The sequence below is a fragment of the Pseudomonas sp. B15(2017) genome (assembly GCF_002113215.1).
Taxonomy (GTDB): Bacteria; Pseudomonadota; Gammaproteobacteria; order Pseudomonadales; family Pseudomonadaceae; genus Aquipseudomonas.
On sequence record NZ_NEJZ01000002.1, the window covers coordinates 375,981 to 400,528 of the forward strand.

At 58.9% G+C, this 24,548-nt stretch carries 20 protein-coding genes; 12 read left to right on the top strand and 8 right to left on the bottom strand.

Features of this window, described 5'->3' with window-relative positions; translation table 11 throughout:
- Positions 1–17 precede the first annotated feature (17 nt).
- From CAF73_RS04465 to CAF73_RS04485, 5 genes are all read left to right on the top strand, one after another.
- Positions 18–938 (top strand): universal stress protein, encoded by a 921-nt coding sequence (locus tag CAF73_RS04465; RefSeq protein ID WP_085702059.1) that lies wholly within the window; start codon positions 18–20, stop codon positions 936–938.
- Between the two features lie 46 nt (positions 939–984).
- On the top strand, positions 985–4,557 hold the full coding sequence (mgtA, locus tag CAF73_RS04470; protein WP_085702060.1) for a magnesium-translocating P-type ATPase: 3,573 nt from the start codon (positions 985–987) through the stop codon (positions 4,555–4,557).
- Between the two features lie 126 nt (positions 4,558–4,683).
- Positions 4,684–5,574, top strand: a complete 891-nt coding sequence (locus CAF73_RS04475) for a universal stress protein (protein ID WP_085702061.1) — start codon at positions 4,684–4,686, stop codon at positions 5,572–5,574.
- A gap of 56 nt (positions 5,575–5,630) precedes the next feature.
- Positions 5,631–6,335 (top strand): phosphoribosyltransferase, encoded by a 705-nt coding sequence (locus tag CAF73_RS04480; protein ID WP_085696124.1) that lies wholly within the window; start codon positions 5,631–5,633, stop codon positions 6,333–6,335.
- Positions 6,328–6,981, top strand: coding sequence for a dienelactone hydrolase family protein (locus tag CAF73_RS04485; RefSeq protein ID WP_085702062.1), 654 nt, complete (start codon positions 6,328–6,330; stop codon positions 6,979–6,981). Before CAF73_RS04480 ends, CAF73_RS04485 begins: the two co-directional genes overlap by 8 nt.
- Before the next feature lie 89 nt (positions 6,982–7,070).
- Here CAF73_RS04485 and CAF73_RS04490 read toward each other — a convergent pair whose 3' ends face one another.
- The 3 genes from CAF73_RS04490 to CAF73_RS04500 form a co-directional block, all read right to left on the bottom strand.
- Positions 7,071–8,438 carry an erythromycin esterase family protein gene (locus tag CAF73_RS04490; RefSeq protein ID WP_085702063.1) on the bottom strand — a complete coding sequence of 456 codons (1,368 nt, stop codon included), beginning with the start codon at positions 8,436–8,438 and terminating at the stop codon, positions 7,071–7,073.
- 94 nt (positions 8,439–8,532) lie between these two features.
- Complete coding sequence (locus CAF73_RS04495) at positions 8,533–9,012, bottom strand: GNAT family N-acetyltransferase (protein ID WP_085696127.1); 480 nt, start codon at positions 9,010–9,012, stop codon at positions 8,533–8,535.
- Between the two features lie 248 nt (positions 9,013–9,260).
- Positions 9,261–9,908, bottom strand: a complete 648-nt coding sequence (locus CAF73_RS04500) for a BON domain-containing protein (RefSeq protein WP_085696450.1) — start codon at positions 9,906–9,908, stop codon at positions 9,261–9,263.
- Between the two features lie 170 nt (positions 9,909–10,078).
- On the opposite strand from CAF73_RS04500, the gene CAF73_RS04505 reads away from it, so the two are divergent.
- Entirely contained in the window at positions 10,079–12,361 is a 2,283-nt protein-coding gene (locus tag CAF73_RS04505) for a heavy metal translocating P-type ATPase (RefSeq protein WP_085702064.1), read from the top strand.
- Between the two features lie 43 nt (positions 12,362–12,404).
- Here CAF73_RS04505 and CAF73_RS04510 read toward each other — a convergent pair whose 3' ends face one another.
- Positions 12,405–14,084, bottom strand: a complete 1,680-nt coding sequence (locus tag CAF73_RS04510) for an HAD-IIB family hydrolase (protein WP_085702065.1) — start codon at positions 14,082–14,084, stop codon at positions 12,405–12,407.
- Between the two features lie 358 nt (positions 14,085–14,442).
- Between CAF73_RS04510 and CAF73_RS04515 the strand changes: the two genes are divergently transcribed.
- Positions 14,443–14,928, top strand: a complete 486-nt coding sequence (locus CAF73_RS04515) for a hypothetical protein (RefSeq protein WP_085702066.1) — start codon at positions 14,443–14,445, stop codon at positions 14,926–14,928.
- Between the two features lie 74 nt (positions 14,929–15,002).
- Entirely contained in the window at positions 15,003–17,378 is a 2,376-nt protein-coding gene (locus CAF73_RS04520) for a phosphoketolase (protein ID WP_085702194.1), read from the top strand.
- Between the two features lie 4 nt (positions 17,379–17,382).
- On the opposite strand, the gene CAF73_RS04525 is transcribed toward CAF73_RS04520, so the two are convergent.
- From CAF73_RS04525 to CAF73_RS04540, 4 genes are all read right to left on the bottom strand, one after another.
- Positions 17,383–17,808: a potassium channel family protein gene (locus tag CAF73_RS04525; protein WP_085696131.1), complete on the bottom strand. Its 426-nt coding sequence runs from the start codon at positions 17,806–17,808 to the stop codon at positions 17,383–17,385.
- Positions 17,809–17,824: 16 nt separating this feature from the next.
- Entirely contained in the window at positions 17,825–19,666 is a 1,842-nt protein-coding gene (ftsH, locus tag CAF73_RS04530) for an ATP-dependent zinc metalloprotease FtsH (RefSeq protein ID WP_085696132.1), read from the bottom strand.
- Between the two features lie 181 nt (positions 19,667–19,847).
- Positions 19,848–20,078, bottom strand: coding sequence for a hypothetical protein (locus tag CAF73_RS04535; protein ID WP_085702067.1), 231 nt, complete (start codon positions 20,076–20,078; stop codon positions 19,848–19,850).
- Positions 20,079–20,141: 63 nt separating this feature from the next.
- Positions 20,142–20,639 carry a BCAM0308 family protein gene (locus CAF73_RS04540; protein ID WP_085702068.1) on the bottom strand — a complete coding sequence of 166 codons (498 nt, stop codon included), beginning with the start codon at positions 20,637–20,639 and terminating at the stop codon, positions 20,142–20,144.
- A gap of 258 nt (positions 20,640–20,897) precedes the next feature.
- On the opposite strand from CAF73_RS04540, the gene groL reads away from it, so the two are divergent.
- The 4 genes from groL (at position 20,898) to CAF73_RS04560 (ending at position 24,495) form a co-directional block, all read left to right on the top strand.
- On the top strand, positions 20,898–22,514 hold the full coding sequence (groL, locus tag CAF73_RS04545) for a chaperonin GroEL (RefSeq protein WP_085702069.1): 1,617 nt from the start codon (positions 20,898–20,900) through the stop codon (positions 22,512–22,514).
- A gap of 67 nt (positions 22,515–22,581) precedes the next feature.
- Positions 22,582–23,469 carry a universal stress protein gene (locus CAF73_RS04550; protein WP_085702070.1) on the top strand — a complete coding sequence of 296 codons (888 nt, stop codon included), beginning with the start codon at positions 22,582–22,584 and terminating at the stop codon, positions 23,467–23,469.
- Positions 23,470–23,503: 34 nt separating this feature from the next.
- Positions 23,504–24,064: a nitroreductase gene (locus CAF73_RS04555; protein WP_085702071.1), complete on the top strand. Its 561-nt coding sequence runs from the start codon at positions 23,504–23,506 to the stop codon at positions 24,062–24,064.
- Positions 24,065–24,240: 176 nt separating this feature from the next.
- Positions 24,241–24,495 (top strand): Lpp/OprI family alanine-zipper lipoprotein, encoded by a 255-nt coding sequence (locus tag CAF73_RS04560; protein WP_085702072.1) that lies wholly within the window; start codon positions 24,241–24,243, stop codon positions 24,493–24,495.
- Positions 24,496–24,548 lie beyond the last annotated feature (53 nt).

Sequence of the window (24,548 nt, forward strand, 5' to 3'; positions counted from 1 at the left end):
ATTGCCGGGGAAAAGTGATGCTCAAACTCAAACGCATTTTGTTGATCGCTCGCCCCGAGATGAATCGTTCTCCGGCCTTCGAACGTGCCGAAGCGCTGGCCAGGGCAACCGGAGCGCTTTTGCATATCGTGGCATTCGATTATGTCCAGGCGCTGGCGGTAGCGGGTCTCTTGGACCCGAATGCCATGACCCAGGCGCGGGAGGGCTATCTGCAAGTGCACCGGCAGTGGCTGGAACAGCAAGCGCAGTTTCAGCGCAGCGCCGGACTGCCAGTCAGCACCGAAGTGGTGTGGGCCAGGACCACGCCCGCCCATGTACTCGAATACATCAATGACTTCCATGCCGATCTGGTGATCAAGGACATGCAGTATGTGCCGGCACTCGAGCGTGCCTTTCATCGGCCGCTGGACTGGGTATTGCTGCGCGACTGTCCGGCTCATCTGCACCTGGTGAGCGAAGGCGCCAATCCCGTGCCTGCGAAAATACTGGCAGCCATCGACCTTTCTCATCTGGAAGAACTGACCCAGGGCCTCAACGACCGGATTCTCGATCTCGCCAAAACCCTGGCAGACGCAACCGGCGCGACGTTGCAGCTGTTGAACGTCTGTAACTGGTCGGTGCTGGGGGACGCCGCGATGAGTGTGCCGACACCAAGTCTGGACCGCAGCTTGTGCGAGGCGATTACCGATACCCAACAAGAGGCATTCGATGCGCTCGCCGAACGCTACGGCATCGACAAGCCTCGGCGGCATCAACTGACCGGCATTCCCCACAAGGTAATCGAACTGTTCGCCCGCCAGAATGCTTTTGACATGCTGGTGCTGGGGTCGGCCTATCAACGCGATGTCGATGGTTTTGTCGGCAGTACGGTCGAAACGTTGACGAACCGGGCACCCTGCAGCCTGATGATCGTCAAGCCCACGTCCGGGGTCGACTGATGGCAGCGCCAGTACCCGGGTGCCTTCATTTGCGCAGGGGCACGGCATGTCGTTAAAACCACCCGTTTCAGAGATCGACCGACAGCCAGCACTGGAACGTGGCCGGCATTACAGCCGGTCGGCCCTGTGGCTGACCTGGCTGCTGGGCGCCGCGATGTTTGCGACGGTGGTAGGGGTTGCTCTGCATTTTACCGATGTCGAATCCTTCAGCCGCTTGCTGACGCAGGCGCAGCCGCAATGGCTCATCGTTGCTTTCGTTCTGCAGGCCCTGACATACGTCGCCCAGGGCCTGGTCTTTCGCGTAGTGCTCAAGGCCGGGGGCCAGGACCTGTCCCTGTGGGTCGCGGGCAAGCTCAGCGTGATGAAGCTGTTTGTCGACCAGGCGCTGCCATCCTCCGGGATCAGCGGGGCGTTCGCTGTCGTGGCCTCGTTTGTTCGTCTGGGCTTTGTCAGGCCGGTGGTGCTGGCGTGTCTGGTACTGGACCTGTCGGGGTATTTTCTGGCCTATGCCTTGTCGGTGGGCCTGGCGTTGCCGGTCATCATTGTTCAGGGACACGGTACCACCGCCGTGCTGACCACCTGCGTGATCTTCGTCGCATTCAGCCTGCTGCTGGCGCTTGTCACTCCGGGGCTGGCGGGCAATGCACGACTGATGACCCATGTGCCGGGCCAACGGTTGGCGATCGTTGCCAGAAGCCTTGCCTTGCTGACCGGCGCGGACCGGCGTCTGGTGCGCAGCCGCCTTCTGCTGTTGCGCATCACCTTGCTGGAACTGGCAATCATCCTTCTGGACAGTGCAACCCTGTGGGTGCTGGTGCGCTCGCTAGGTGTTTCGGCGCCGCCCTTGGGCCTGTTTGCCGGGTTCATGCTCGCCAGCGTCTTGCGCAGTATTGGCATTGTGCCGGGTGGTCTTGGGGCGTTCGAGGCGGCTGCCGTCGTCACCATGCACTGGGCCGGTATCGACGTGGCGGTGGCGCTTTCCGCAACCTTGCTGTTTCGCGGCCTGACGTTCTGGTTGCCGATGCTTCCCGGCCTTTGGCTGGCGCACCGGGAATGGCATTCCTCCGCTCACGGGCACGGCCTTGCGGCAAATCCGGATTACTGGAGTCCGGCGGTCAGTCAATTGTTCATTAGCTTGCACAGTGGGCCAGCGGGATTGAGTCACGCTCAAGCCAGGGCACGACGGCGTCGAGCCCCCACTCCAATCAAGGATCGACCCAAGGGACTGGGCAGGCTGGTGCTGGAGCAGATGCGTACGCCGTTGGTATTGATTCTGATCGCCGGCGCCGGTATTGCCGTGTGGGTGGGGGACTGGCTGGATGCGGCAATCGTCGGTTGCATTGTGCTGATCAGCGCGGTGCTCAGTGCCTGGTACGAGAATCGTGCCAGCCGTGCGGTTGAGCAGTTGCGCAGCAAGATTGCCTTGCGAGCGACCGTGCGGCGAGAGGGCCACTTGCTGGATGTTGCCGCCAGCGATGTGGTGCCCGGGGACATTCTGGTGCTCAGCGCCGGCAGCCTGATCGCTGCCGACGGTCGTATCCTGCAGGCACTCGATTGTTTCATCGGCGAGGGCCTGCTGACCGGCGAAACCTACCCGGTGGAGAAAACACCGGGGGATTGCGCCCCGGAAGCCACCCTCGCGCAGCGTCACAATTGTGTGTTCATGGGCACGTCGGTGCGCAGCGGTTCGGCCGAAGTTCTGGTGACCCGCTACGGCCAGGACAGTGAAATCGGTCATATCGCCAGAACTCTTGCGCTACGCCCTCCGGAAACGGAGTTCGAGCGAGGCCTGCGGCACTTTGGCGGCCTGCTGCTGCGCGTAATGCTGGTGATCACCATCGTCGTGTTCGGCATCAACATCCTGCTGCATCGTCCCCCCCTCGACACGCTCATGTTTGCGATTGCCCTGTCCATCGGACTGTCGCCGGAACTGTTGCCGGCGATCCTCAGTATCACCCTGGCCAAAGGTGCGCAGCGCATGGCCGGCAAGGGGGTGATCGTGCGTCACCTCAATGCCATTGAAAATCTCGGGACCATCGACATTCTGTGTACCGACAAGACTGGAACCCTGACCCGCGGGGTTGTGGTTCTGGACGCAGCGATGGATGTCGAAGGCATCGCAGCACCGAGCGTTCTGCAACTGGCAGTGCTCAACGCGAGCCTGCAGACCGGCATGCGCAACGCCATGGACGATGCCATCACCCTCGCGGGCAAAGACCTGGGGACGGACGACGGGGTGCGGAAAATCGATGAAATCCCTTATGACTTCGTGCGCAAGCGCCTGAGTGTGGTGGTCAGCCAGAAGCCGCCGGCTCCCCGCTTGATGATTACCAAGGGAGCGTTGGACAACGTGTTGCAGGTCTGTACGCAGGTGCGGCATGGGGGCCAGAGCGTGGCACTGGACACCGCTGAACGGGCATTGATCGCGCAACGCTTCGGCGAGTGGAGCGAGCAGGGCTACCGCGTCCTGGGACTTGCCACGCGTGAGCTGCCGGAGCAGATGCATTATGGCCGCGAGGATGAGCGAGACATGAGCTTTCGCGGTTTCCTGTTGTTCTTTGATCCGCCGGAACCGGGAGTCACGCAAACCATCGCTACCCTCGACAGGCTTGGAGTGCAGGTGAAAATCATCAGCGGCGACAATCACCTGGTGGTGCGGCATGTCGGCACGGCAGTCGGCCTGCCTGTGGAGCGCATCATTACCGGCGCCGAGCTGGCAGTAATGAAGGACGAGGCGCTGATGCACCTGGCGGCGCGCACGACCCTGTTCGCCGAAGTCGACCCCAATCAGAAGGAGCGCATCATCCGCGCCCTGCAGAAGACCGGTCATGTGGTGGGGTACATGGGGGACGGAATCAACGATGCCCCGGCGCTGCAAGTGGCGGACATCGGGATCTCCGTGGACAACGCTGCCGACGTGGCCAAGCAGGCCGCCGACTTTGTGCTGCTGGAGCACGACCTGGACGTGCTGCGCGAGGGTATCGAAGAGGGGCGGCACACGTTTGCCAACACCTTGAAGTACATTTCCATCGTTTCCAGCGCCAACTTCGGCAACATGATCAGCATGGCCCTCGCGTCGCTGGCGCTGCCCTTTCTGCCGCTGCTCGCCAAGCAGATCCTGCTTAACAACTTCCTGTCGGACATTCCCTCCATGGGTATCGCCAGCGATAACGTTGACCGGGAATGGCAAAGTACCCCGCATCGCTGGGACATCATTCAGATCCGCAATTTCATGGTGGTCTTCGGGCTGGTGAGCTCGTTGTTCGACATCGTGACGTTCGTGGCTTTGTACCTGCTGTCGCAGATGGTGCCCGAGGTTTTTCGCAGCGGCTGGTTCGTGGAGTCGCTGCTGACCCAGCTGCTGACGATTTTCATTGTGCGTACCTACAAACCGTTCTATCGCAGTCGCCCGGCAACGCTACTGATGGTCAGTGCCCTGGCGGTCGGGCTGCTGGCGATCGGGCTGCCGTACAGCTCAATCGCCGCTTCGCTGGGATTGGCGCCTTTGCCGTTACCGATCCTGGCATCGGTGCTGGCGATCAGTCTGCTGTACACGGTGTGTGCCGAAGGCGCGAAGCGTGCGCTTGACCACGAGTCGCCTGCTGGTACAGGCACTTGACATAAATCAACGTCAAGGCCGCCTTCACGGTGGATTCTGAAATCCATACAGGTGCCTGGTCACCGGACAGCAAGCGGTTCGTTCAGGGTGGCGGGCAGCGACAAGCAAGTTTCGTGGAGTCCGATCATGAGCCAGTATCAACGATTATTGCTGATCATCAACCCGGCCCTGCGCCAGTCCAAAGCCCTGGATCATGCCGCCGCGCTGGCCAAGGCCAGTGGTGCCAGCCTGCACGTCGCCGCCTTGATCCCAACCTGGAAGCTCTTGTCGCTACTCGAAGAAGGCGATCGGGAAAAAGCACGTGAAGAGTACCTGCAAGACCAGCGCAACTGGCTCGAATACCACGCCGGTCACCTGCGCAGCAAGGGGCTTGAGGTGACGGCGGAGGCGAAATGGGCCGATGACCTGCAGCAAGACATTCTCGATTATGTCGCGGAAATGCAGCCCGACCTGTTGATCAAGCAGGTGCAGCGCGAGCCCGCGCTCAAGCGCGGTTTCTTTACCCCACTGGACTGGCGTCTGTTGCGTCATTGTCCGGTACCGGTGTACCTGCCTGGCGAAGGTGATCATCCTTTGCCGCGCAAGGTAGTGGCAGCGGTCGATGTGGCCGACACCCTGGAACAGGAGGACGGGCTCAATGAGCGAATCATCCAGCAGGCGTCCAGCCTGGCTATCCAGTGTCAGGCCGAGTTGCACCTGGTGTATGCCTGCGACGCATCTGCGCTGTTCCTGGGTGATATGGGCGGCGGGGGCCTGACCCTCCCGGATCTCTACAGTCAGTTGCGCCAAGGCCATGAAAAATCCTTCCTCGACCTGGCTGGTCGGTATGGCGTGCCGGCTGACCGGCGGCATTTCATCGAGGGGCATCCCGTAGCCGTGCTGCAAGCGTTCGCCGATGAGCGAGAGATGGACGTGATTGTGATGGGCAGAGTCGAGCGCCACGGCATGGACAAACTGTTGGGCAGCACCACCGAACATGTCCTGTACCAGGTGACGTGCAGCATCCTGGCCGTTTAGCGCGGTCATGAATCGCCATTGTTCAACTTCCTTCTTCAACTCCCCAGGAGGTTAACGTGATCCACAGTCCCTCACTGCAAACGACCTTGCCTAACCGCGCCGAAGCCGGTCGGCGCTTGGTCGAACCCTTGCTCAAATACGCTGACAGGCCTGAGGTAATCATCCTGGCCTTGCCCCGTGGCGGTGTCCCGGTGGCCTATGAAGTCGCCACCGCCCTGCGTGTGCGGCTGGACCTGATGCTGGTACGCAAGCTCGGCGTCCCTTCGCATCCCGAATACGCCATGGGCGCCATAGCCAGTGGCGGTGTACAAATCCTCAACGAGGATGCGCTGCGGGCGCACCCGATCGATCGAGCCGGTTTCGAGGCGGTGGTCGCCCGGGAAGCGCAGGAACTGTCGCGACGTGAAAAAGCGTATCGGGGAACCCGCCCACCACCGAAAGTAAGGGGCCAGGTGGTCATCCTGATCGACGACGGTCTTGCCACAGGTTCTTCGATGATGGCTGCGATCCAGGCGGTAAAGATGCAGGCGCCGGAGCGCGTCATCGTTGCGGTACCGGTTGCTCCTCGGGAAACAGTCGAGGATTTATCGATGCAAGTGGACGAAGTGATCTGTCCGCTCATTCCTGACTGGATGATGTCGATCGGCTACTGGTATCTGGATTTTCCCCAGACCTCGGACGAAGAAGTCATCGATCTCTTGCAACGCGCTTGGGAGCGAAAATTGCCGAGCGTCTCCTGCACGGAACATCGCGATGCCTGAAGCTGAATTTAGATGCCTGGATCTGCCTGGCGTTGAATTGTCCGCCGATTTGCGTTTGCCGGAGAACGCGCGCGCCCTGGTCATCTTCGTACACGGCAGCGGGAGTGGTCGATTGAGCCCGCGCAATCAATACGTGGCCGATGTATTAGCCCTTCGGGGCTTGGCCTCGCTGCTGTTCGACTTGCTGACGGAACCGGAGCAGCGCCTGGATAATCTTAGCGGGGTCCTGCGCTTCGATATTTCCCTGCTGGCTAGACGGTTGATCGATGTGATCGATTGGGTCGGGCGGGACCGTGAGTTGTGTTCTTTGCTCATGGGTCTGTTCGGCGCCAGTACCGGTGCGGCGGCAGCAATGGTGGCTGCCGCCGAGCGGGCGTCAGTGGTAGGGGCAGTGGTCAGCCGGGGTGGGCGAACCGATCTGGCCGGGCCGGCCCTGGCCCGAGTGAAGGCGCCAACGTTGCAGATTGTTGGCGCACAAGACCCAATGACACTGGCCTTGAATCGCCGTTGCTCACAAATCCTGCGGTGTGAGCAACGGCTGGAAGTCGTGGAGGGTGCCACGCATCTTTTTGAAGAGCCTGGCACGCTGGAAGAAGTCGCCAGGCTCGCCGGCGACTGGTTTGAGCAGCACCTGCGGACGACGTAGTGGGTCGTTCTTACTGTCGCAGCAGATTGCCAACACTCAATTGCTCGCGATAGTCGTCAACCATAACGCTGGACATCGTTTCAGGTTCATCACACGCCAAACGGATAGGTTTCATCTTCTGCTTCCAGTCGCTGGTTTTTCGGCAGCGGCAGCGCGGTGACCGGCCTGGTTTGCTCGAACCAGATCATGGCATCGAATTGCTCCGCCAGCATCGACTCGAAGTAGTGACTGAAGCGTTCAGTCTGGGGACGGTAAATCACCCCGATGGCGCGTCCCAGCAAGACCGCGGACAGAGCACTGCGAAGCTCCTTTTGCTGCGGAGCACGCCAGTCCGTCAATGATGCTGCAACCCCGGCCTTGAGAAATTGATGTTCCCAGCTGCCTGGTCGAGAAGGGCGAATGTCCTTGATCAACATCTCGCCGTCCCAGTCATCGGCCGCTGCGACCTGACCACGGTCGGTGGCCATACCAATCAGGACCACATCACGTCCAAAGGCATTGCGGCACAGTTGGCCGATATTGAACTGCCCCTTCCAGCCCATTTCCGTGGCGGCGGCATTGCCGATATGGGAGTTGTGGGCCCAGACCACAGCCTTGGCCTGCGGCCCCCGATGTTCCAGTACCGCGCGCAACGTATCGAACATGTGTCGGTCTCGCAGGTTCCAGGAGGCTGCCGAACCCCGATAGATCGCGCGGTAATATTGCTCGGCCGCTATCACTACGCGGGCATTCTGCGTCGCATTGAAGAATGCTTCGTTGTTTTGGATAAGCCCCGTCAGTTGGTCAGCCAGCATGGCACTGAGCTGCTCGATCACCGGTTGCTCACAGGGCATCACGCCGCCACGCTCGACGAAATGACCGTACAAAGAAGGATCATCCTGCCATGGGGTCAGACACCCATAGCGCCGACGCGCTTCTTGGGCCAATTTCGGGTCAATCCGATCCAGATAACTCAGTACCTCATGGATGGAGTTGCGCAAGCTGTAGACATCCAGGCCGCGAAACTCGACGCGATGTTGAGGGCTCTGCCGATGGTTGAATTGATGCAGCCAGTGGGCGAAGGCTTTTACTTCGCCGTTTCGCCACATCCAGGTTGGGAAACGGCTGAAAATGTGGCGTGTCCACGCCGTGTGCGCCAGACCTCGGACATACTGATCTACGTGGCCGGCGTCCGGCCAGTCGGCTTCCACTGCGACGATATTAAAACCGTGTCGCTCGATCAGGCTTTGGGTGATGACTGCCCGGGCTCGATAGAAATCGGCGGTCCCATGGCTTGCTTCGCCAATCATCACCACCCTCGCGTCAGCGTAGCGATCAAACAGGTCCCCGAAAGCGGGGGAGTCCAGGTCTGGTAGCGGCTCGGCGTATTGACGCAACACTGGCGGTATGTGCGATGTGTCATGGAAGTGTCGCTGGCCGATTAATTTGTCCAGCAATGTGTGCGTATGAGAGTTCATGAGTGTCGTCCTCCGAATGGCGAGCAACTTGTGGCGGCAAGGCGCTCGGGTCATACCAGAAGTTGATGCGTCGGCTTGAAACTTTGCACAGGCGTTACAGGTACAGGCGATGAATGACCTTATGGGGGTCGAAAGGATCGTCGTGGGTTTCAAAACCCAGACATCTGGCCAACTCACGAAAGGGCGCGTTGCTGGAGGTGCTGACCGAGTACAAGTGGTGGACGCCATTGGCGCGGGCAGCGTCGATCAAGTACTCCAGCAATAACGTTCCCAGACCGAGGCGTTTCCAGCCAGATGCGATGGTCACGGCGCATTCGCACTGGTATTTGCCCGTCGCGGCATAGCGACTGGCGCCGATTTCGATCAAGCGGCCATTCTCGTGGGCCAGCGCGATGCAGGCTTGGGTCTGGTGGGGAGCGTGCTGCTGCCTGAGTAACAGCGCATGCCGGGACTCAGGCGCCGAATGCCGGACCAGAGCGTATTCACGAACTTGATCTGCTTGCGTGACATATCTGATCAACACCGGGCGGCCGTTGCTGAGAATATCAATCCAGGAATTTTCAGGGGCGTTCACCGTTCAGCCCTCCATCGGGCGGTCACTTGACGCGAAGAAATCCCAAACGCTCGAGTTCTCTCTTGCGCTGTTGGCCGTCACCGGACTTGATCTGCATATGGACTTAAAAAAACAGGTCCACGTAGATGCCAATTTCCTCATTCATGTTGCCCGGCAGCATCAGCATGTCGTGATCACACACGATTCCCCGATGGAGGCGGCGTAGCATGGACAGCCCCGGATATTCAGAGAATTTCCGGGGCCGTGATTCAGGCTATCAATAGCTGGTCTTCCACTTTGCTGACGCCCGGCACCGACCACGCTGCTCGTTCGGCGATTTCACGCTCACGCCAGAAATGCACTTTGCCTTCGAGTTTTACAACACTGCCATCGACCTTGATCCGTATGCCCTTGGCATCAACTTCGGCATTGCGCTTGAGGGCTTCTTCGATACTTTGTTGGATATCGACGACCTTCACTCTCGGGCGCAGGGTGATTCTGTTATCCACCCCGACAACGCCTGACAATTTGCGCACCGCACTTTCAGCGACTTCTTTCTGATACTGCCAGTCCACCTGGCCTTCCAGGGTTACCCAGCCTTTTTGCACGACGACCTTGATGTCGCCGGCGGGTGTGTCGGAACGCCACGAGATGATATTGACGGCACGGTTTGCGATGGTGTCATCGTCCGTACCTGCACCCTTATCCAGGCGAACCTGTATTTCTTCAGCCACGGCACGTACTCCTTTGATCGCCTTGACCGCGCGCTCGGCGCTGATTTTTTGAGCGTAGCTTTTCACGTGGCCGGACAGTGTGACGATGCCATTTTCCACGCTGACGCCAATGTGGGCGGCATCGATGTCGGGTTGAAAGTCAAGCTCATCCAAAATGGTATTGCGCAGGGTGATGTCGCTCATGATCTTGTCCTCTTCCAGGTGACTGAAATGCATGGGCCGGCAAAGCCCATGTCTTTTTTCTACGCTGGAGCGATAGAAAGACTTTGAGCTAAATCAAAAAGACCACAACTCCCGGGTGCAGAGCTCCGGTAACAGGCGGGGCTACATTCGGTTCAGAGGCGTGAAGAGCAATGTTCAGTAAATGGCTGGACCCCATGCTTTTGCTGCTTACAACGCTGGCGTTGCTGGCTGGTGTCGTTGCACATCGTGCGCAAGAGAATGATTGGGCATCGTATTGCTGGGCCGCAGGCAGCCTGACGATGGCATTGGTTCTGCTCGTCGAGATTGCCGGGCGATTGGCCCGACGTGAGGCAGGAGTGGATTTGATCGCACTGTTGTCGATCAGCGCCGCCCTGTTTTTCGAGCAGGCTTTGGTCGCAGCAGTGATCGCTCTGATGCTGGCGACCGGTCGCACGCTGGAATTCTTTACCCGTCAACGAGCCGAGCGTGAACTGCGTGCGCTTATCGATCGGGCACCGCGTTTTGCCTGGTTGCAGGAGAAGGGGGGCTTACGCCAGATTCCCGTTGAACAGATTCATCCAGATCAGACATTGCTGGTACGGCTAGGAGAGGTTGTACCGGTCGATGGTCGCTTGCTCAGCCCGACAGCGATTCTGGACGAGTCGGCACTCAGCGGTGAATCCTTGCCCGTGACCCGAAGAGAAGGTGAGCAGTTGCCCAGCGGAGTCTCCAACGTTGGCGCCCCCATTCTGCTGGTCGCTACGCGAACGGTTGCGCAAAGCACCTACGCTGCCATCGTGCGGCTGGCCGAAGCGGCGCGCCGTTCACGCGCGCCTTTTGTGCGCCTGGCTGACCGCTATGCACTGTTTTTTATCCCGTTGACTTTGTTGGTGGCGGCGCTGGCGTGGCATCTGAGCGGCGACCCCTTGCGAGCGTTGGCGGTGCTGGTGGTGGCCACGCCTTGTCCTCTGATTCTGGCAGTGCCCATTTCGATCATGTCGGGTATATCCCGAGCCGCGCGGCGCGGAATATTGATCAAGGATGGCGCCACCCTGGAAGCGCTGGCCGGGATCAAACAAGTGTTTTTCGACAAAACCGGCACGCTGACCAGTGGACACGCGCGCCTGCAGTCGATCGAAGTCAATGGACTGGCCGATCCGCAGCAATTGCTTGGCCTGGCGGCCTCGCTCGCACAGGCTTCGACGCATCCCATCTCTCAGGCCATTGTCGAGGCAGCGCAACAGCGCAGGGTGTCCCTCAGCCTGCCAACCGAGGTGCAGGAGAGTCCGGGCGAGGGGCTTTGCGGGCTCATCGACGGTAAGCAGGTGCGATTGGGCACACTGTCTTTTGCTCATCAGGACGCTTACGAAACCGATTGGGCTGTCGCCATGCTTCGCCACATGGATTATCTGGCCTGTAGCGGAAGCTTTATCGAAGTGGATGGAAAACTGGCGGGCCTTTTGGTCCTCGCTGACACTGTTCGGCGCGAAACTCCACAAACGCTGAGCCGGTTACGCTGCAAAGGGATCGAGAGAATCGTCATGCTCACCGGCGATCGCCCGGAAACTGCCGAGATGATCGCAATGTCTGCCGGAATCGACGAGCTGCGCGCGGGTTTGACACCCGAGGATAAGGTGCGGGCTGTGCAGGAGGGCTGTTTGCGCAGCCCCACGCTGATGGTCGGTGACGGCATCAATGATGCGCCCGCATTGGCGGCGGCTAACGTTGGTGTGGCAATGGGGGCCAGCGGTGCAACCGCTTCGGCACAAGCCGCGGGCGTCGTTCTGCTGGTCGATCGCCTGGATCGTCTGGTCGAGGCCCTGGACATCGCTCAGCGAACCCGTCATATCGCTGTCGTCGGTGTGCTGGCCGGCATGGGCCTATCGTTGCTGGCCATGGTCGCGGCGGCGCTCGGCTTTCTTGCGCCACTCATCGGCGCTGTGGTGCAGGAGGGCATTGATGTGCTGATTATCCTCAATGCGTTGCGGGCATTGGGGCCACTGTGGGGGCGTCGAAAGGGCATGCTGACTGCAGAGCATATTGATCGGCTGCAGGATGAACACCGGCAACTGTCCAGCGTGCTGAGTGACCTGCACCACCTGGCCGCTGACTTCGCCCGGCGCCCGGTTGTACAGGCACGAACCGAACTGCAGGAGCTGGTCGACAGGTTACAAACCTCATTGGCGCACCACGAGCATGATGATGAACAGCTGCTTTACCCGCTTTTAACGCAACGGTTGCCAGGCGAGGACCCGATGTCAGCCATGAGTCACGCCCACCGAGAGATCTTCCGCCTGATCCATTTGCTGGCGCGCATGAGTCGTGATTTCAATGCCGAATCGGCCAGGGCCGATGCCGACGAAATTCAGCATCAATTGATCAGGCTCGATACCCTGGTGCGCCTGCACTTTGACCAAGAGGAGGAGCTGTTCCGTTTCCTTGACTCACGCTGAACGAACGTTGTGGATACCGGCTGAGCGTCTGACTCCGGCCGATTCAGAGGTGATAGCGCGATTGGACGATGCGCCTGATCTGATCCATCGCCTTTTTGGGGACCATGCTTTTGTCCATTTCGATAAGGCGGGTCTTATTGGCAAGCACATCGTCCCGGATCACTTTGCGAAACCAATTGGAGAAATCCCCGGCATCGAGATGCTCGCGAAGTGCGGGCTCTTCTATTTGCGTTAAACAGGATAAAAACTCAGTCAGGTTGGCGGCACTCCGGCCAAGCGCAGGAAAGTAGAATGATCGCCATGCACCGACGTCTCCCGCAACGTACTTGCCGCTGTGACGGTGGTGCTTTTGATGCGGCTGCATCTGTTCGATCAGGTAGACCTCGTCGTCTCCGTGCAAGCTCCAGAGACAGGCATGCTCCAGACCTGGCGTCCGCTCGGGAAACCGAGGGGAAGGTCGCTGCATGCGTTTGGCGAATTGCTCGACCAGTTCCCGAGCAGTGCTGCCAAGCGTTACCAGCACGTCGACCCCATCAAGTAGCTCCGGGCAGACCTGGTCGAAGTCGAGGGCTACGATGATTGCGCCGATGTCCTTGAGAAAGCCGGGCGGCCAACTTGAACAGTGGGGAAGCATGTAATGCGCTTCGTCGACGATCAACCAGTAGGGGCGACCTGAAGTGCTGCGCAAATGCTGCAGAAAAGGCAGCAGGTCGCCAAACAACTGCACGCGCGCCGAGAGATCCAGGGCAAGGGCATTGACCACAACATTGAGCTGCGCCTGCAAAAGATAGTGCACGGCATCTTCTGTCGTCGGGGGCGCAGTGAGGCCGCCGATGGTCACCGCGTCTTCCAGCGTGAGGTAGTCGCCCTCTGGATCGATGATGCAGAATCCCTGATGAGCCTGGACCATTCTTTCCGTCAGCCAGGTGATGTAACTGGATTTTCCGGCCCCGGAATTGCCAATTACCAACATCACCGATTCTGGAGGCAGCCATAACGGGTGCCCATCGGTGGACTGCCCCAACTGAACCCCGATGCGTTCGACGCCAACCAGCGCGGCATCTTTTTCCAGCAGCATTTCGACCAGCTCGCACACGCCTTGACCATGGTCACGCGTCAGGCACAGGTCAGCGCTGGATTTTATGGAGGCTATGGCATTGCTGACCGCTGCGGCACAGCCGCAGATCGACAGAAAGGAATGGTCGTTTTCCGCATCGCCCACTCCGACCACGTTCAATTCGCATATGCCTAAATCTCGTAACGCTGCAACAAGACCGGACGCTTTGTTCACGCCAGGCGGCAGGATCATGATGGCGTCCTTGTTGAAGGTTATCTGCAGTCCAAGCCCCAACTCGTGAATGCTACTGATCACCTCATTTTCGAATGGCTGCCAAGTAGCGATGACCGACTGTCCGATCGACAACGGTGACACCCCTTTGGCGCGCAGGTGACCCACCAGCTCGGTTGAAGCGGGATCTGCAATAAGCTCCTCGGTATCGGTACTCGGGTCGTACAAGAGCGCGCCATTTTCGGCAACCACCCTGTCAAAAAGATCCAGATGCGGAAAATGATGTTTAAGCGCTTGCAATTCCCGGCCTGAAATCAGCAATAACTTGCGACCGCTTTTTTTCACTTCGCTGAGCGATGCGCAGACTTGAGCAGGAACGCTACCGTTTTCGGCAATGGTCCCGTCGTAGTCAACTGCCAAGGCAAGGAAGTGCATGCTCGATCCCTATAAGACTCAATTGAGTGCAAAGGAAGACAACTGGAACGGACTATCGACCGACGCCTTGACTGTATTGAGAGGCAACTTATTGGGGCCAACATTGATTTTTATCAATTTTAAGTCGAGCGTTTGCTGATTGACGTCGGGGCCGCATACGCGTGCAACACAGTTGTTCAACAGCGTTGCCTTGATTGATCAAACGGCACATGTTTCTTTTGTTATTAATAACCCGAAGTGCTTAAGCCTGCAGATTACTGAACATGAGTAAGCTGCAGGCAGCCAGGTTGATCTAAATCAATAGGCAGCCTGTCATCGGTTCCATGCTCTGGTCACATGCGGAGATTGGCGCCGGGTCATGAACACCAACAAACCAATGGGGATTCACGCGGTGCAAGGCTGGCGGCGGAGCAGGGGAGCAACAGCTGGAAATCTGCGCCGACCGGGCAAAAGGCATTGGATACGTGACGCAACCCACCTGTTGATAATCTTGCTGCTGTTGCCGGTTGGATACTTCACTGCGTATCACTTTGCTGCCCATACGTTGAGGGAGCTGGTGAACGTTTGTACCGCGCGTTTTGAAGTAGAGTTCGAACAGGCCGAAGTAGAGCCTCCGCTCGAAGTTTTATCGCGATCCTTGTGCGAATGTCAGGCAAAAGCGCTGCTCAAAAAAAACGGAGTTGTGCGACTTGCCTTGGTCGACAGCCACTTACTGGCTCCGCAGTCACTTGAGCCCGTAACAGAGCAAGATGCAGAAGCCTGCATCAATGCTCTGTGGAAGCATGATGCTGAATGGACCGGGCGCTTGCCCGTTGTGGGGGTGTTCGCCGAGGGTGACGCTTGATTTATATCAAGTCCCGAGAGCTTCAGCCTTTCAGAATCTGGGAACTGGCGTTGAATGGTCTGGCGGGCAATTTCATGAGCGATTTTCTCAGTGCCGAGCAATTGGAAGGTCTGGATGCTTACTGGCGAGCGGCCAATTATCTGGCCGTCGGGCAGATTTACCTCAAAGACAACCCTTTGCTCAGGGTGCCTCTACGTCGTAGTGATATCAAATCGCGCCTGTTAGGGCACTGGGGCACGACGCCGGGGTTGAACCTGATTTACACCCATCTCAACCGGCTGATCACTACGTATGACCTGAACATGCTGTTTGTTGCCGGCCCCGGCCATGGCGGGCCGGCGGTCGTTGCGCAAACGTATCTGGAAGGCACTTACACCGAAATTTGTCCAACAGTCGAGCGCAACGCCAATGGCCTGTTGAGTCTATTTCGGCAGTTTTCCTGGCCGTATGGCCTCTCCAGTCATGTGTCGGCGCAGATTCCCGGCTCCATCCACGAAGGCGGCGAACTGGGTTACAGCCTGGCACACGCCTATGGCGCTGCGTTCGACAACCCGGATCTGATCGTCGCTTGCGTGATCGGCGACGGCGAGGCTGAAACCGGTACGCTGGCCGCCAGCTGGCATTCGAACAAGTTTCTCAATCCCGTGTGTGACGGGGCGGTGCTGCCGATCCTGCACCTCAATGGCTACAAGATCGCCAACCCCACGGTGTTGTCCCGAATCCCCGAGGATGAACTTTCGGCACTGATGCGTGGCTACGGCTACGATCCCTATTTCGTCGAAGGCACTGACTCGGTGCAGGTGCACCAGGCCATGGCGCAAACCCTGGATACGATGCTGTTGAAGATTCGTCGGATCCAGCGTGAGGCGCGTCGACGGCCGGCCCACGCCGTGTCGCAGCGGCCCGTCTGGCCAATGCTGGTATTGCGCACCCCCAAGGGTTGGACAGGGCCCCAGTTTGTCGATGGACACCGGGTTGAAGGCACCTGCCGAGCTCATCAGGTCCCTCTGGCCGACTTCAGTCAGCCGGTTCACCTGCGACAGTTGGAAGAGTGGTTAAGAAGCTATCGTCCCGAAGAACTGTTTGACGCCCAAGGGACTCTGGTGCCGGAAATTGCAGCGCTGGCACCCACTGGGCAGCGGCGCATGAGTGCCAATCCCCACGCCAATGGCGGCCTGTTGCTACGGGCACTGGATCTGCCGCGGTTCGCCGACTATGCCGTGCCGGTCGAAACGCCCGGCAGCGTGCGTGCCGAAGCGACGCGTGTGCTGGGGAAATACTTGCGTGACGTGATGAAAAACAGCCTGGCGACGCATAATTTTCGCCTGTTCGGACCCGACGAAACCGCCTCTAACCGACTTGATGCGGTGTATGAAGTGACCGGCAAAACCTGGCTCGACCCGCTGGATCCTGACGACCTCAACCTGAGCGCTGATGGCCGGGTGATGGAAATACTCAGCGAGCAGGTATGCGAGGGCTGGCTGGAAGGTTATCTGCTGACCGGCCGCCACGGCTTGCTATCTTGCTATGAGGCGTTCATCCATATCGTCGATTCGATGGTCAACCAGCACGCCAAGTGGCTCAAGACCGCTGCCGAAGTACCGTGGCGCAAGCCGGTGGCGTCGCTCAATTTTTTGCTCACCTCCCATGTGTGGCGCCAGGACCACAATGGCTTTTCGCATCAGGACCCGGGGTTCATCGATCTGCTGGCGAACAAAAAGTCCGACATCGCGCGAATCTACCTGCCGCCGGATGCCAATTGCCTGCTGTCGGTGGCCGACCATTGCCTGCGCAGCCGCCATTACATCAACGTCATCGTGGCCGGCAAACAACCGGAATGGCAGTGGCTGGACATCGACGCGGCGCAGCGCCATTGCCAGACCGGCATCGGCCGCTGGGCCTGGGCCTGCCGCGATGACGAGACACCGGACGTGGTCATGGCCTGCGCCGGAGACGTACCGACCCTGGAAACCCTCGCAGCCGTGACATTGTTGCGCGACTACGTACCGGACCTGCGAGTGCGGGTGGTGAATGTCGTGGACCTGATGGTGCTTCAACCGTCGTATCAGCACCCTCACGGTTTGTCGGACAGTGCGTTCGACGCGCTGTTTACCGTCAACAAACCGGTGATTTTTGCCTTCCACGGGTACCCGGCGCTGATCCATCGGTTGCTTTATAAGCGCGCTAACCATGACAACTTCCATGTCCGCGGCTTTACGGAGGAGGGCGCGACCACCACCCCGTTCGACATGGCTGTAATCAATGGTCTGGATCGCTATCGATTAATGCTCGATGTGTTCGAGCGCGTACCTCGGCTGCAGGACTTGGTGCATGAGGCGCGGACGCGCTACTGGTCGCAAATGGAGCGGCACAAGCTCCATCTCATCGAGCATGGCGAGGATCTGCCCGAGGTGCGCAACTGGCAATGGACGTCTCCACCGGTCCCGTAAACGGCTACTTACCCTTCCAGTACTTCTGCATTTCGAGAAACAGAAACGAAGCGGTCCACGTAATGAGGACCAGACCGGTCAGCGCTTCAAGGCCGGTCAGGTACTTGAGGTGGCCGACCGGGGAAATATCACCGAAACCGATGGTCGTGTAGGTCGTGAAGGAGAAGTACACGCAGTCCATGAAGGTGCCGTCGAAGTTGCCTGTCAGATAGCCCCACTGGCCGGAATGCTCCATCAGGTAATAAGCCAGCGCAAATGCCCAGACTTCGATGGCATGGGCCAGCAGGCTGCCGAACACGCCAACGACAATTCTGAAGCGGCGCCACATTTTCAGGCGCGGCAACCAATCATTCAGACGCAGCAGGCATTCGTAGTGAATCACCACGGTGACGATCACCACCAACGTGTTGATCAGCGTGACTGCCAGCATTCGCCAGCCTCCCTTGTCAGGACGATGCCGCGTCAGTCCGTGCAGGTTGCGCAGTGCGCTCAAGCGGCCTTAGCGCGGCGAACTCCTCGGGAGTCAGGGTTTCCTTTTGCAGCAAGAGGCGGGCGCCGGCCTCCAGCTCGGGACGCAACCTCTCGAGCAGGGCTTTGGCTCGTTGCCACGCGTCGTCCAGCAGTGCGCGAATAGCGAGGTCGATTTCCCGCGCCGTCTGCTCCGAATAGTCCTTTTCGCCGGATTCGGGCACTCGCTCGCCAAGCCAGGTCGCATTGCGCCGCTCCAGAACCGCTTGGCCGAGTTCGCTACTCATACCAAAACGCGTGACGATTTGACGGGCGATGTCCGTGGCGTGGGCCAGATCATCGGCAGCGCCGGTGGAAATCTCCCCGATCACCAGAAATTCCGCCGCGCGTCCCGCCATCAGCACGACCATCCGGTCCTTGAGCATCTGGCAACTGATAAGAAAGTGGTCTTCGGTCGGTCGCTGCAAGGTGTAGCCCAGCGAGCCGATGGCCCGGGGAACGATCGAGACTTTGTGCACCGGATCCATGGCCGGTAAGTGACTCGCGGCGAGCGCATGGCCCATCTCGTGATAGGCCACTATCTGGCGTTCCTCGGGACGCAAGATGCTGCTCTTGCGCTCGATGCCGGCAACCAGTCGTTCCACGGCGGCGGTGAAGTCGACAAGTTCCACCACGTCCGCGCCGCGGCGGGTCGCAACAATTGCCGCTTCATTCACCAGGTTCGCCAGATCCGCGCCAGTGAATCCTGTAGTGATGTCAGCGATCCTTTCGCTATCGATAGTCGGTGACACGGTGATTTTCTGCAGGTGTACCTTAAGGATCGCTTGTCGGCCTTTGCGGTCCGGTCGGTCGATCAGCACTTGGCGGTCGATCCTTCCAGCGCGTAACAGCGCAGGATCGAGAATCTCAGGTCGGTTCGTCGCAGCCAGTAATACCACGCCTTCGCGAGGGTCGAAGCCGTCCAGTTCCGAGAGCAGTTGATTGAGGGTCTGCTCCTTCTCGTCATTGCCACCGAACGCGCCAACTCCGCGCATTTTGCCCAGCGCATCCAGCTCATCAATGAAGATGATGCAGGGCGCGGCCTGGCGTGCCTGCTCGAACAGATCGTGGACCCGGGCGGCACCGACCCCGACGAACATTTCGACGAACTCAGAACCAGAGATCGAGAAAAACGGCACACCGGCCTCACCCGCGATGGCCTTGGCCACCAGCGTCTTTCCGGTACCGGGCGGGCCGACCAGCAGCGTCCCTTTGGGTATGTGTGCGCCCAGACGGGCATAGCGGGCCTTATCCTTCAAGAACGACACAATTTCCATCAGTTCGAGCTTGGCTTCATCGATCCCGGCAACGTTGTCAAATGTGACGCCTGTATCCCGTTCGACAAACACCTTTGCCCGTGACTTGCCGATACTCATCAACCCTCCAAGGCCCTGCTTTTCGGCGAAACCGCGGAACGCAAAGTGCCAGACCACCGTGATCAGGATCAACGGTAGTAACCAGCCCAACAGCCCGCTGAGCAAGGTGTCTTCATTGGCGCCGCTGAATCTGACCCCCGAATGCGCCAGGTCCGCCGCCAGCGTCGAATCCACCCGGAACGTAGTGAATAGTTCGCGGCCGTCGATGGGCTCCAGTAACTTGCCGCTGATCTGGTCTTTCTCGACCCGCAGATCGTTGACCTTCTGGTCGTTCACCAGTTGCAGGAACTGGCTGTACGGAATGCTCTGCACGGCATGACGTTCGGCAAACCAAAACTGCACGAGTGCCAGAACAATGAAGGCGATCAGGAAGTACGAAAGGTTCCACTGGTGGTTGTTTTTCATGGTCTTGTCTCAACGAAGACGGTGGCCACGATGCAAGAGGGCAGGGCACGGTCGCCTTGTTTTTTTCTACACCTGAGTGGCAAAAAATCCTTGAGGAATATCAACAATGCCCGTTCGACGCCCGACTGAACGCCGCTGAAGACCATGCCGCGACCGCCAGGCTTCGTGCAGATCAAGCAGCCTATTGAGCGTGTTTTCTTGCAAGCAGCCATGCTTGCCAAGCCTGCCGGTATTTCTCATCTGCACATTTTTTGGCGATCGAGAACTTGAGCATGGTCTGGGAGGAAAAGGGTTCATCCAGAACGGAGTAGGCTTGATCGGTGAGACGATCAGCTTCAAGAAACAGCGCCTTGCAGTGTTTGATGGCGTCGCTGTCGGCCACATAAGGGTTCGTTGATTCATTGGTGGGCATGGCCGTTGACCTTGAGCAGACAGGTAGTCGAGTCGGGGATGTACAACAACTGCGCTGTCCGGGTTATTCCTCACGGGACCAGCGCACGCTCATGCCATATTCGCTATCGCTGTAGTGGTATTCAGAGTTGCCTTTGAAAGCGCCTTTCAGGGCGTGCCCAAGACGATTGGCAAGGTGAATGCCAGTAGTGGTCACGACCAGCTCATCGGCCGCGTCATCGAGCTTGATGATGCGCTCAAGGGGATGCTCGGCCTTTTCCTTTTCCTCAGTGTGTTTAATCAGCTGGACGATTTCCCCACGGTGCTGGTGCACGTAGCCGCCGGACAGGGTCAGGATACCCGCAGGCCTGTTGTCTTCGATGCGCCGACAGGCTGGACAGATCATTGTTTGCGCACCGTGAACCACGGTGTTTTCCTGGCGTTTCCAGCTCCAGATTCCCGCGGTATACACGGCATCACATTTGGGGCAAACGGCTGGGCCCTCCGTGCGTGGGGCGCTATAAGGGTCATGTGAGACGTTCTTGAACAGTTTGTCTTTTTGGCTTTGCTGAAACTTGTCCATGATGTTCCTCCAGAGATGATCAAAACAACCGGCGCTTGCTGAAGCGCACCTGCTCATTTCGACGCGATCCGGGTTCCAGCAGGTTGATTTTTATCAACTGCGATGCAAGCGCTGAAGGCAGCTCGAACCAATGGTCCGCGTTCAGGCATGAGGTGACAGGAGGACCGGGCTGCGCAGGACTTTGTTGATAAAAGTCAACGTCGTCGGGAGTGGTTAATGGACCCTGCTTGAATGTGGAATCGGCAGGAGAGCGATCCGATGGCTCACAGCAAACTGGTATTTCGCGGCGCCGCCCGCGAGAGGATTCTCAGCGGTGCCACTCAGTTGGCGGATGCCGTGCGCGTGACGCTGGGCCCCAAGTCCAAATCGGTGCTGATTCAGAATAAATGGGGCAATCCAACAGTCTGCAATGACGGTGTAACGATCGCCAGGCGCATCGACCTGCTGGATCCGGAAGAAAATCTCGGTGCGCAAATGTTGCGTCAGGCTGCCGAGCGCACCGGTGACGCGGTGGGGGACGGTACCAGCACTGCAACGGTGCTGGCCCAGGCCATCCTCGCGGACGGTATCCGCAATGTGGTGGCGGGTGCCAGTGCGATCGACCTCAAACGCGGGCTCGATCGCGGACTCGCTTTGGTTGTGGAGTCGTTGAGGACGCTGTCGCGACCAGTGAGTACGCCCAGGGAAAAGGTCCAGGTCGCGACGCTATCCGCGCATAACGATGCGGTCATTGGCCAACTGGTAGCCGATGCCCTGGAGAAGGTTGGTATTGAAGGAGTGGTCAGCGTCGAGGAGTCAAAAACCACTGAAACGGTGGTCGAGGTCATGGAAGGCATGCGCTTCGACCGAGGCTATGTCTCGCCATATTTCGTCACCGATACCGAAAAGATGCAGGTGGAACTCGATGACGCTTACCTGTTGTTTTGCGACCACAAGATTCTGAATCTCAAGGAGTTGCTGCCCCTGATGGAGCTCGTGGCCAAGAGCGGCCAGCCCCTGGTGTTGATCGCGGATGACATAGAAGGGGAGGCGTTGACCACGCTGGTGGTCAATCAGATACGCGGTGTGCTGCGAGCGGTGGCGATCAAAGCTCCGGGCTTCGGTGACCGGCGCAAGGAGATGCTGCAGGACATGGCCGTTCTGACCGCAGGAACGGTGATTTCCAATGACCTGGGCTTTGCCCTCGAACAGATCGAGTTGAGTCAATTGGGCCGGGCGCATCGGGTGGTGGTGCAAAGGGACAGTTCGGCGTTGATCGGGGGGGCTGGCAATCGCGAGGCCATCGAGGCGCGGATGCAGCAAATCCGCGCACAAATGGAGACGACTACCAGCGACTACGACCGTGAAAAGCTACAGGAACGCTTGGCCAGGCTCTCGGGCGGCGTCGCGGTGGTCCGGGTCGGAGCGCCTTCGGAAGCCGAGATGAAAACCCGCAAGGATGCGTTGGATGACGCCATTTCCGCCACTCGTGCAGCCATCGCCGAAGGCATTGTGCCAGGCGCCGGCATGTCTTTGCTCAAGGCCGTCCCGAAGATTGCCGCCGAGGAGATGCAGTATGAGGGGGATGCCCGCACGGGTCTGCAAATCATGCGGCGCGCTTTGGAGGCGCCGGCCAGGGTCATCGCTGAAAACTCGGCAGTGGATGCCGGCGTCGTTGTTGCGAGGATGTTGGCGGAGCCTGGCAACATTGGCTTCGACGCGTCGGTCAATCGCTACGTCGATCTTTACGAGGCCGGAATCATCGACCCATCCAAAGTGGTGCGGATCGCCCTTGAAAATGCAGTGTCAGTGGCCAGCATCCTGCTGCTGACCGAGGCAATATTGACGGATATTCCGGAGAAAGAGTCGCCGATCCCGCCTGGGTTCAGCGAATGAGGTCCGGCAGTGTCGCCGGGCGTTTGAGCAAGGCCGGTCTCGCGACCTGCCTGACGGGAGACAGATCATGAGCCAATATCAACGCCTTTTGCTGATCATCAACCCGCTCCTGCGCCGCTCTCCGGCAATCAACCATGCCGGCGCGCTGGCCAGGGCCAGTGGTGCGACATTGCACATCGTCGCCCTCGTCAAGACACTGGACATTCTGTGGCTACTTGACGAGGGCAGCAGGAAACAGGTTCGGGAAAGCTATCTTCAGAACCAACGCGACTGGTTGAAGTCCCAGGCGGAGAAACTGTCTGGCCGAGGCGTAGCAGTGACCTGCGAAGTCGCTTGGGCGGACGACATAAAACAGGAGATTTCTGATCACGTTACAGAGTTGAATCCCGACTTGCTTATTAAGGAAGTGCAACACGAGTCACTGCTCAAACGTGCATTCTTCACCCCACTGGACTGGTATCTTTTGCGCCAATGCCAAGTGCCGGTGTACCTGCTTGGCGGCGCGGCCCATGCATTACCGCGCAAGGTTGTAGCCGCGGTCGATGTCTCTACGAACGGCTTGGAAAATAATCGGTTGAACGAGCGCATCATCCAGCAGGCCACTGCGCTGGCTATCCAGTGTGATGCCGAATTGCACCTGTTGTATGCCTATGACGTTTCGCAGGAATACCTGGCAGAACTGGGCGATGGCCTGAAAATCGCCGAACTGACTAAAGGCTTGCGCCGTGAGTTTGAAAAGACCTACCTCGACTGGGCCAGTCAGCATGGCGTACCGGCTGATCGCCGGCATTTTGTGGTGGGGCACCCCGTTGCGGCGCTCAGCGAGTTCACAGACGAGCATCAGGTGGATGTAATCGTCATGGGGCGCGTGCAATTCCACGGTCTGGACAAGCTGCTCGGCAGTACCACCGAACACATTCTGTATCAGGTCCCTTGCAACGTTCTGGCTGTGTAGCACCGCGCCGGAGGTCCCTGTAGGAGGAATGCTCATGAACATTGACCAGGCCATTTCTGGCCGTCATTCGACACGTGAATACACGGCGCAGGCTGTCGATGAAGAGGTCATTGTGCGCTTGATCGGTGCCGCCACCTTGGCGCCAAGTGCGATGAACCAACAACCCTGGCGATTCACCGTGGTTCGCGACCAAGCGTTGCTGGATCGAATTTCACGCGAGGCGAAAGCCTGCATGCTCAAGACGCTGGCACCGGGATCACAATCAGAGCGCTTTCACGCGTTGCTCGATGACGAGCACTTTCAGATTTTCTATCACGCACCGGTACTGATCCTGATCTCGGCTGACGCACCCGGGCAATGGGTGGTCGAAGACTGTGCGCTGGCCGCCCAGAACCTGATGCTCAGTGCCTGTGCAGAAGGACTGGGCACTTGCTGGATCGGTTTTGCCCAGCCGTATCTCAATACTCAACAGGGCAAGCAAATGCTGAATCTTCCACAGGCGTGGGTTCCGGTAGCACCGATCATCGTCGGCCATCCGAAAGCCGCGCCGGCGCCTGTTGCCCATCAGGCACCAGAGATTCGCTGGATTGGTTGATGCACCGCTGAGCATTCATCCGGATGAGCGGGCACGCGCACATTATTGCGACGAGTGATTAACCGGCACGCCGGGTTGGCCATTCATTGACAAAAATCACAGTGCCGGCGCAGGGGGGGCGGATACTTTGAGGGGTGCCGGCGTGTTCCCGGCTCACTCAACTGAGGAGAACCACCATGAACAAGCGTTTATCTGTTGTTGTGCTGAGCGTCCTTCTGGCGATGACGGCGGGGTGCAGTCATAAGCATGTGCAAGAAATGAATGCTCGTATCGATTCGGCACAAAGCGCTGCCGCTGCTGCGCAATCCAGAGCCGATGCCGCGTATTCAAAAGCGGAACAGGCGCAGGCCGCGGCCAGTCAGGCACAACGCACCGCCGATGAGGCCAATGAACGCGCCAGCCGAATGCTTGAAAAGGCGAGTCGCAAATAATGCCCCCCCACCCGGCCATCGTTGCGAGCGGGTTGTGTAAGTGGTTTGGCAAA